The organism is Brevibacterium sp. Mu109 (genome assembly GCF_900169375.1).
Classification (GTDB): Bacteria; Actinomycetota; Actinomycetes; order Actinomycetales; family Brevibacteriaceae; genus Brevibacterium; species Brevibacterium yomogidense_A.
On sequence record NZ_FXZF01000081.1, the window covers coordinates 1 to 2,341 of the forward strand.

The 2,341-nt window shown below is 62.9% G+C and carries 2 protein-coding genes and 1 pseudogene; 1 reads left to right on the forward strand and 2 read right to left on the reverse strand.

What is annotated here, in order from left to right:
- Positions 1–118: pseudogene (locus BSP109_RS17570) on the reverse strand (helix-turn-helix transcriptional regulator); the annotation flags it as partial.
- A 164-nt stretch (positions 119–282) separates the two neighbouring features.
- Here BSP109_RS17570 and BSP109_RS16465 point away from each other — a divergent pair.
- Entirely contained in the window at positions 283–1,179 is an 897-nt protein-coding gene (locus BSP109_RS16465; RefSeq protein WP_062241885.1) for a serine hydrolase, read from the forward strand.
- Here the strand turns inward: BSP109_RS16465 and BSP109_RS16470 are convergent.
- The gene (locus BSP109_RS16470) at positions 1,157–2,062 is read right to left on the reverse strand and encodes an IS5 family transposase (protein ID WP_101602041.1); all 906 of its coding nucleotides are present in this window, start codon (positions 2,060–2,062) and stop codon (positions 1,157–1,159) included. The genes BSP109_RS16465 and BSP109_RS16470 overlap by 23 nt on opposite strands.
- Positions 2,063–2,341: the final 279 nt, after the last annotated feature.

Consider the following 2,341-nt stretch of genomic DNA (forward strand, 5'->3'; position numbering starts at 1 on the left):
CGAGAGTCAGATTCCGCTCGCCCCGCTCGATGCCCGCAACGTACCGAGGGGAGAGTCCGACGCGATGGGCGAGCGCCTCCTGGGAGAGGCTCCAGTGCCGTCGCTGACGCCTGAGATTCGCGCCTAGGGCGCGTTGAACAAGTCCGACAGGTTCCGATGGACAGTTGCTCGGGGTTGGCGCCGGATCTTACTGAGTGAGCTGGAGCACCTTGACCGCGCTCCGCGAAAGCCCGGTGAACATTTACTTCGACCTCTTTGAGCTGCGCAGATAGGCTTGGCGTCATGAGCTGGATAGTGCGCACGAAGAGCGAGGCTTACCGCTTCCGGAACGCTGGGCGCATCGAGGTGGAGCAGACCGGGTCGTTGCACCAGGGGGATCCGATGCTTGAGTGGGGATCTGTCACAAAGACTGTCACTGCCCGGATTGCAGAGCTTCTTGACCGTGAGGGCTCGATCAGTTTGTCATCGCCCGTGAGCGAGTTTCTGCCGGAGACAGGACTCCCGAGGGAAGTGGATGTTCGCAGTCTTGCGGAACACACCTCGGGGCTACCGAGGCTGCCCAAGGGAATGATCAAGACTACGGCCGATGCTCGCGATCCTTACGCGAAGTACACCACTGAGCGTTTCGACTCCGACGTTTTGCCTGACATATCAGAGCAACTGCGCGGCCCTGTGGGCTCGTTCGAGTACTCGAATCTTGGATACGCGGTCCTCACGCGTCTGCTTGAGGTGGCCACCGGGAACGACTGGTGGACGCTCGCGGAGCGACACGTCTTCACCCCGCTCGGAGTCACGGACGTCTCGATAGACCCAGATCCAAATAGTGTTCCCGTCCTCCATACCTGGACTGGCCGCGCGTGCAGGCAGTGGAAGCTTTCTGGTCCATTCGTCGGCGCGGGAGGCCTCCACGGCACCTTCGATGCGCTCGAACGGTACGCCATTACCCGCGCACAGCAAACGCCTGGGGAAAAACCATTCGGGTGGGGGGATGACGGAGAACAATACTGGCATGACGGGGGAACCTTGGATCATGCCGCGTTCGTCGGGATTTCCTATGACGGGTTGAAGGCGGTTACTGTGCATACTCTGGGGTACAACGCAGGGCGGGTCAACAAGACCGCTGCACGCCTCAAGCGAAATTCTCACAGGGCATCGGCTACCACCCGCTTGGCAGGCTAATGACCTCGGTCTTGATCCAGATCAGCGTGGTAGCGAGGCTGATGCCGGCGCGGTAGTTGCGGGCCAGCTTGTCTGAGCGCATCGCGATCCCGCGCCACTGCTTGAGGCGATTGAAGCACCGCTCGACGACGTTGCGACCCTTGTAGCGTTCTTGCTGCTGGTGGCCGAAGTCGATGGGGCGGCCAGGCTTCCTGCGGCGGTGAGCGATCTGGTCGTCGCGTTCGGGGATCGTGGCGGCGATGCCCCGGGCGCGCAGCCATGCTCGGTTCGCCTTCGACGGATAGCCCTTGTCCGCGAGGACACGCTCCGGCCGGGTTCGAGGCCTGCCCTTGCCGGCGCGAGGGACGCAGATGTCCTCGAGCACGGCGGTCATCATCGTGGTGTCGTTGACGTTCCCTCCCGTGATCACCATCCCCAGCGGCCTGCCGCGCCCATCGGCGACGAGATGCAGCTTGGTGGTCAACCCGCCACGAGAGCGCCCAATAGCGTGGTCAGGCGGTTCGATCCACGGATCCTTGTGATTCGAGAGAGCCCCCTCGTCCCGCTTCAGTGTCGCGCCGTGCTGATGCACGCGCGCGATCGTGGAATCGATCGACACAACCCAGTCGACCTTCCCGGCCGCGTCTGCCTGCTTCTGCACCTCAGCCAGCAGCTTCTCCCAGGTGCCATCCTCAGACCACCGGGCAAACCGCTTGTAGATCGAGTTCCACTTCCCGAACCGCTCCGGCACATCCCGCCAAGGCGCACCCGTGCGGTATTTCCACGCCATCCCCTCGACCGCGAGCCGGTGATCCGACCACGGCCGAGAACGCCCCGACGCCGTCGGCATCAACGGCTCCATCACAGCCCACACCTCGTCCGAGATCTCGCGTCGCGCCACCACCCAAGACTCGCCCGCACGAACACGACACCACTTGATCAACGCGCCCTAGCCGCCGCCTGAGATCACCCACAATTCAAGCGTGGCGAACGGCACGTCAGTGTACCAGGCACAATGACGTGCTAGGTGGCACGTTAATGTGCCAATATGGTTCTGTGAGTATTTGAAGGCTTGAAGGCCACTCGATATTGCCTCCCGGGACCACCGATATTGCCCATCGGGGACCAGGGGTGGTGCCGGCGGGGGCCATCGGCCCCCACCGACAGCCTTCCTACTGGTTCA

Coding starts and splice junctions, on each gene's coding strand:
- BSP109_RS16465 (WP_062241885.1), top strand. CDS start 283: ATGAGCTGGATAGTGCGCACGAAGAGCGAGGCTTACCGCTTCCGGAAC.